Origin of the sequence: Paenibacillus sp. MDMC362, from assembly GCF_003269305.1 — a bacterium.
Taxonomy (GTDB): domain Bacteria; phylum Bacillota; class Bacilli; order Paenibacillales; family Paenibacillaceae; genus Paenibacillus_AQ.
Genome location: NZ_QLYT01000089.1, coordinates 1 through 7619, shown reverse-complemented (window position 1 = coordinate 7619; position 7619 = coordinate 1). Strand labels below are relative to the sequence as shown.

4 protein-coding genes, 1 other RNA gene and 1 pseudogene are annotated in these 7619 nt (G+C 35.8%); all 6 read left to right on the top strand.

Annotation, left to right across the window (positions count from 1 at the left end):
* Nucleotides 1-59, top strand: a transfer-messenger RNA (tmRNA) gene (ssrA, locus tag DP091_RS30435); the annotation flags it as partial.
* A gap of 173 nt (nt 60-232) precedes the next feature.
* A complete protein-coding gene (locus tag DP091_RS30430; protein WP_113061754.1) occupies nt 233-1927 on the top strand; it encodes an AIPR family protein in 1695 nt (564 codons plus the stop codon).
* A gap of 290 nt (nt 1928-2217) precedes the next feature.
* Nucleotides 2218-2496 (top strand): DUF6809 family protein, encoded by a 279-nt coding sequence (locus tag DP091_RS30425; RefSeq protein WP_113061753.1) that lies wholly within the window; start codon nt 2218-2220, stop codon nt 2494-2496.
* 225 nt (nt 2497-2721) lie between these two features.
* Nucleotides 2722-2952 (top strand): hypothetical protein, encoded by a 231-nt coding sequence (locus DP091_RS30420; protein ID WP_113061752.1) that lies wholly within the window; start codon nt 2722-2724, stop codon nt 2950-2952.
* A 288-nt stretch (nt 2953-3240) separates the two neighbouring features.
* Nucleotides 3241-3381, top strand: a pseudogene (locus DP091_RS30415) (ATP-binding cassette domain-containing protein); the annotation flags it as partial.
* Between the two features lie 627 nt (nt 3382-4008).
* Nucleotides 4009-7619: AMP-binding protein (locus DP091_RS30410; RefSeq protein WP_146747033.1), on the top strand; the 3611-nt coding region annotated here is incomplete at its 3' end.

Genomic DNA, 7619 nt, shown 5'->3' with positions numbered 1-7619 from the left:
GTAGAAGCTTGTGTTGTCGTTATCTTCGGACAGGGGTTCGACTCCCCTCGCCTCCACCATGTAAATCCACAACCGCATGAGGTTGTGGATTTTTGCTATATTTTATAATAAGCATAGCGGATATATATTATCAAATAATGTATGATTGTATTCTGATATGATTTACAATTGCGATATATACAGATAGATTTAGTTCTTTCTATATAGCGTAAAGAAATGAGGCGAATATTCGTTGTCAAAGAATAATCAGATATTATTGGAAGAAATAATTAAACAAGAGAAAGCTAATATGGATGATTCACGTAGTTCAGATAAATTCTTCGAGTTCTTCTCATGTTCTCAAATATTAAAGAATTATGAACTAAGCTATGAAGAAATTGATGAGGGGATTACTGGTGAAAGTCATGATGGTGGGGTTGATGCTATATACTTGTTCGTCAATGGTGATCTGGTAAAAGAAGACGATGAGGATGTAAGAGGGAAATACAAGAAAAATGTTGATATTGAACTTATAATTATACAGTCAAAAAATACAAACTCGTTTTCTGAAGAGCCTCTATTAAAACTATCCAGGCTCAGTAGCAACTTGTTTCCGTTGGATTTTGAAAGGCACGAATTTGAAGGCCGCTACAATACTAAAGTACTTGATGCATTCGAAAGATTCAAGAATACCTACATATCTTTAATAACAAAAAAACCAAAATTAAAAATTAGTTTTATATACGCTTCAAAAGGAATTGAAGTTCATCCAAATGTGGACAAGCAAGCCGAAGACTTAAAAAGAGATGTTAAGGGATTGCTTACCGAAGCTATTGTGGAAGTGACTTTCATTGGTGCTGAGCATCTTCTGAAGCTTGTTCAAGCAAGAATCAATGAAGTATACCGACTCAAAGTAACTGAAAATCCGATGTCCTCTTCGGGTCAGGTGTTTATAGCATTAGTTAACTTAAAAGACTATTACAACTTTATAACGGATGAAAATGACGATCTCATAAAACATATTTTTGAGTCCAACGTAAGGGACTATCAAGGTAAGACCAATGTAAATAATGAGATCCAAGAAACGCTTGAAAACGCCGGGAATGAAGAGTTCTGGTGGTTGAATAATGGCGTAACAATAGTAGCATCCGCTGCATCGGCTCCAGGGGGTAAAGAGTTAATAATTCATAACCCTGAAGTTGTTAATGGACTGCAAACATCGAGCGAAATTTATAGATATTTTAACAGCATGATTGGAGTAGGTGCTGATGAAAAGAGAAATATTCTAATTCGTGTTATTGTTCCTGAAACAGAAGAGACTCGAGATAAAATTATCAGAGCAACAAACAGCCAGACGCCAATACCTAAATCTTCATTAAGAGCTACGGACTCTATTCACAGACAAATTGAAGATTACTTAAAGCCCCGGGGTCTGTACTATGACCGTAGAAAAAATTATTATAAAAATGAAGGCAAGAAACCCAAGGATATTGTAAGTGTTTCTTTTCTTGCACAATGTCTTATGTCTGTTTTGATGCAAAAACCTGATTTTGCAAGAGCTAGACCGTCAACGCTTCTTGAGGATGATTCAGCTTATAATGATCTTTATCATAAAAATAATGATTTAAACACTTATTTTAATGTTTCTTATGTCGGGAGATTAATAGAATTATATCTTAAAGAGAAACGAGACTTAACTACATCTGAGGCAAATGATATAAAATTTTATGTATTATACGCTGTCTTCACACAATTATGCTCTAATGTTTACCCTAGTAATAGACAAGTTTCTAGAGTAGAAAAGGAGCTAGTATCTCCCCAGATAATAGATATGGCTATCGATTTAGTTTATGATCTCTACAAGGTGCAAGGCGGAAATGACAAAGTCGCCAAGGGGACAAAGCTTATTGAGGCACTAAAAGATAAATTAAGAGAGAAGTTGCTTTAATAGTTCAAACAATTCTCTCCCGGCGAATTGTGGTTTTACACAACCACGGTTCGCCTCCATACATATTGTAAGAGAGCACCTAGTGAGGTGCTCTTTTTAATTCATGGAAATTTCTCAGGTGGATTTTCTGAAATTCATGCTTTATTCATGAAAATATATTTGGGTTTGAAACATAAGTCTCTTATGCAAGACATACCACATATACGCATAAGCGTACCACATAGTATATTAACCTATGTTAAGCTAGCCATATCATTTAAAAGTCCTAAACACAGTGAAAGGAGAATCCCATGCCAAGCTTTCTGGAATCCCTATATTACGGACAGTTGAATCCTGTAGAGAAGGCTGTTTCCACCGACCCTCAGTATCACCAATTGAGTCGGCAAATATCCGAGTCTATGGATGCCTGGAAGAAGAGGCTTTCTGACGATGAGTTTCATGAGCTCGAGGACCTGATAGATTTATATCGACAAGTCCAAGGGTTGGAAATGGCGGCTTCTTTTACTGATGGTTTTAGGCTGGGAGCGACGATGATCATTGAGGTGTACTCTGAAAAGTGTGATCAGTAAGAACACTCATAGAACTGCCGTAAAGACACAAGTTGTGTCTTTTTTAATACAGTGAAATATTGACTATTAGCCTTTATCTCCGATATCACAAAATACAAATTTCACACGCATACACCTCCCCATCAGATATCTTCCCTCTAAATGTCCTCCCTGATGAAGGAATATTCCCCCAGTTTATAGAAATCTCTGTATATAACATTGACTACACATACAAAAGAGGCTGCTATGGACCAAGAGAGATTTATGATGATTGTTAAAGGTGATGACAAAACACAGGATATATCTTCATACGAAAAAGATCACGAGAACAATCCTGAACAACTAAAACGAGATGAGAAAAAAGAAGAGATTTTCAAGAAATTTGGGATGAAATTAGAAAGGTTCCGTACCAACGAGAGCGGGGAAGAACAGAGGATTAGTGAGCTGTTAAGCTCTATGTTGTATAAGATGGAATGATTTAAATAGAGCTAATCATCACCGATTTTATTTTATTAGTTACAGTTTACCTTTTAATGTTCGACCCCCTCGCCTCCATACATACAATTTTAAATCCACAACCGACTAAGGCTGTGGATTTTTGCTTTTGCGACACTTGCAGCTTTACAATAAGCCACGCCTTAAAGCTATATCCTTTTATACAGAGATAATAGTTCTATCTTATTGTATGGATAGTGACCCATAAAGCCTTTCAATATAATGAGGACAACAAGTAACGAAGAAGAAATTAGCGAAGGTTAGTACAAAATGACAAAGGCCATTGAATGTATAAATCTAGTGAAGAAATTTGGCGATTACTGCGCCGTTGATCATATGAATCTATCATTTGAGAAAGGTCAAAAAACAGTATTGCTCGGACCGAATGGTGCAGGCAAGACAACAACCATTGTTTCCAGTTTCTGAAGGCTAAAGGCGGTGGATTTAGACCACGCCCCTGGAAATTGAAAAATTTAAAGTTATTGTTGATATCATCTTGCAATGGAATATAATAGAATTATAGATGATTATGTTGTATTTTGATATTAAAGGTGATTTGAATAATTAATTTGATTTGTTGTCAGAAACAGGAAGATAATATGTCATAGATTGTATATTAAACCGATATATATGGTGTTGTTGCAGAAGGAGAAATCATTGATTTTTATAAGATGGTTGTATGATGTGAGCTAAGAGAGTGAGAGTGTATAAGGGGCATGAAAGGGGGAAATTGTCCAAAGTATGAACCGTATATACCCATGGATTTAAAGGATTTCGTAAGAAATCAGGTAAGTAATAATCCAAGTGTGGCATTTGATTTTTTCAGAAAAAAGAATATGTAACAAAGACCTATCAAGAGTTTCAAGATGACATTATTAATTGAGGCTCTTTTTTTTATACCAATGTTTTGATAAATAGCAAGATTGCCGTCATTGGCGAAAATAGTTATGAATGGATTGAGGCAAGATCATGACGTTGCATCAATTGTAATAAAGATAATATCGTAGCATAAAAACATATTTTTTCGGGAGGTAAAACATGAAATATTTTACAAAATTAGTATTAGAGGATGGAGTTAATATAACACTAGACCAATTACTTGGAAATTATGCTAATGAGAAATCAAGGGGAGTTTACTTTACTCAATCCGATGGCTCTGATTTGTTTGAGTCTTATGAAAGTCTTTATTTTAATGCCAAATGCATCTTAGGGGCACTACAAAAGCAGGGATTTCAGAAGGGCTCTTATATTATCTTTCAGACAAACAATAATCTATTCTTTATAAGGTTGTTTTGGGGTTGTATTTTAGGAGGCATGATACCCGTCCCTCTGTCTGTACCGCTAATTGCATCGCCTGACACTGAAGCCTTCAAAAAGTTAGTGAAAGTAAGCGAGCAGTTGTCGAATGCGTGGATAATTACTGATGAAAGAAATTTAAATACGTTTAGAGAAAGTTATGAAGCCATTAATTTGAAATATTTAGAGTATGAAACCTTAGCAAGTAATATGGAAGAGGGGCAATGCGTTGCAGTAGATTGTCAGGACTTAGCGTATATACAATATTCGTCTGGCAGCACAGGTAACCCCAAAGGAGTAAAATTAACACATGAAAATCTAGCTTATAATTTGGCACAGATAGTAGATCGTATGAAACTAGGCAAAAATGATGTCATGGCTAGTTGGTTACCATTGACACATGATATGGGCTTGATCGGTTATCATTTAACTCCGATATTTGCGGGTATATCTCATTCCCTTCTAAATTCCGGTACATTTTTAAAGAAATCTTGGCTATATCTTCAAAAATGTGCGCAATTAAAAGCAACGGTGCTTGTAAGTCCAAATTTTGGATTAGACTGGATGATGAAGACTGTAAAGGATTCACATTTAGAACATATTGATTTATCTAGTGTGCGAAACATAATGTGTGGTGCAGAACCCATATCAATGGATACCATTAGACGATTTTATGAAAAATTTTCGTCTTCTGGCTTGCGTGAAAATACGATCCATCAAGTCTATGGTATGGCAGAAGCTAGTTTGGCTGTTACTATTCCTGAAGAAGGACATAATCGAAGTGTATGTATTAACCGTCATAAAGCTCGTATTGGACAAGAAGTGGAAGATTTAGAAACGAAGGAGCCAAATGCAGCAGAGTTTGCCATAGTAGGAGAACCATTACATGAATTAGAAATATTGATTGTAGATGATGAAGATCACATCTTAAAGGAAAATTACATAGGCAATATCGTGATCAAAGGGAAAAATGTATTTGAGGGATATATGAATCATGATAGTTCCCCTTTTAGTGAGCAGGGCTTCTTCCATACAGGAGATTTAGGGTTTTTACGCAATGGAGAACTAATTGTAATGGGTAGAAAGAAGGATATTCTGTTTGTAAATGGTCAGAATTATTATGCTAGTGATATAGAAAATATGTTAACATTGGCGATCCCACAATTGTCTCAAGTCGTTGTGTGTGGTGTACGCAATCCGTCATCTATCAGGGATGAAATTATAGTATTTGTACATAATCGACAAGATGCTAAGGTATTTTTGCCACTTGCCCATCAAGTGCAGAATATGGTATTAGAACGGATTGGAATAGCTGCAGATTATGTAATTCCAATAAAAACGATACCGAAAACAACAAGTGGAAAGGTCCAACGATATCTTTTAATAGAGCGATTTGAGAATCATGAGTTTGATGATGTTATCGCAATAGCTCCATATTCTTATCAGAGTATCAAGGAATCCGCAAAGAAGCCAGCATGGAACAAAGCGGAGATTGAAAATCAAATCGTTGAAATTGCAAAAGAAGTATTCTCTATCCCTTCTTTGAAGGTAGACGATACTATTTCTCGGATGGGAGTTAGTTCGTTAACGTTGATTCGTTTCCAGGATGAAATAAATCAACGATTTCAAGTTGAAATCCCTATCGTAAGCCTTTTCAAAATGTCTACTCTAGAACAAATAATTACGATTGTTGAGGAACAACTAAAGGTAGAGGATGTCAATACATCTGAATTAACAGGGAATAAAGACATGTGGTATGAGCCGTTTCCGGTAACAGAAATACAAGGAGCCTATTTAGTTGGAAGACAAAATATTATGGAAATGGGCAATATCTCCACACATGCCTATTATGAGTTTGAAACCGAATTAGATGTTAAACGCTTAAACGATGCATTGAATCATGTTTTAGAGCGTCAGTTAATGCTACGTACTATTTTTGATGATATAGGAATGCAAAAAGTTCGACGTTCTGCTTCTTCTTATGAGATTTGTATTGAAGATTTACAAGACCTGTCTTTAGAGGATCAACAAAAACGAATATTGGAAAAAAGAAATCGCAGGTCACATTTTGTTTTTCAACAAGATCATTGGCCATTATTTGAGTTGTCTGCATTTATTCTTGGTAAGAAGAAAAATTACCTCTTCCTGGATATTGACTTATTAATTGCTGATGGCGGCAGTTTATTAATTTTAATACAAGAGATCATGGATTATTATGAGAAACCGAATATGGAGATTGAACCTTTAACATTTCAATTTTCAGATTATGTAAGGGCATTGGAGAACTTTCGTGAATCTTCCGCCTATCAAAGAGCTCAAGACTATTGGCAAGCCAAAATAGAAGATTTTCCATATGCACCTCAGCTACCATTGGTTTGTGAGCCAGAATCCATAGAGAGACCAATATTTCAGCGCATGGAGAAGAGTCTGACAACTGATAAATGGAATATTGTGAAAGGCTTAGCAACTCAGTATGGTGTAACACCATCTGTATTCTTATGTACGATTTATGCAGAAGTTTTGTGCAAATGGAGCAATCAATCCAGAATGGCACTTAATTTAACATTATTTAATCGACAGTCCTTTCATCCAGACGTAATGAAGTTGATTGGAGATTTTACGTCAGTTTTACTGTTAGATATTGATTTATCTGTTCATCGTGCTTTTTGGGAGAGAGCATCTATGGTTCAAGATATATTATTTGAAGCAGTAGATCATCGTTTTTATAGTGGTGTTGATGTTATACGAAATATTGCAAGTAAGAGAGAAATGACTAGTAAAGCGATTATGCCAATTGTATTTACTAGTATGTTATTCGATAAATCGGAATTTACAGATACTTTGACGAAATTAGGGAAAATTAAATACGGAATAAGCCAGACCCCTCAAGTATTTTTAGATTTCCAAGTCACGGAAAGAGACGGGCAATTAATTATGACTTGGGATTATGTGAAAGATTTGTTTGATGAAGATATGATCAGTGCCATGTTTGAAACGTATCAACTTCGATTGCAGCAAGTTATGGACGATAATCTTTCATCTATGCCGCTGCCTGTAACACAGTACCAACTACTGCTTGATTACAATGATACACAAGGAGATTATGAAGGAGATTTACTGCAAAGATTAATAGACCGGCAATGCGAGAAAACTCCAGATGCTATTGCAGTCAAATTAGGACGGGATACATTGACTTATGGCGAGTTGGCGAGAAAATCCAATCAGGTCGCTCGTTATTTAGCAGGACAAAATTATGCGCACAATTCTTATATTGGCGTTTGGGCAGAGAGACGAATTGAGACCATTGTAAATACGGTGGCTATTTTAAAAGCCGGCCATGCTTATATTCCTGT

Excerpts from the sequence above, each read along its gene's own strand:
- DP091_RS30420 (WP_113061752.1), top strand. The coding sequence starts at position 2,722 with ATGGACCAAGAGAGATTTATGATGATTGTTAAAGGTGATGACAAAACA.
- DP091_RS30425 (WP_113061753.1), top strand. The coding sequence starts at position 2,218 with ATGCCAAGCTTTCTGGAATCCCTATATTACGGACAGTTGAATCCTGTA.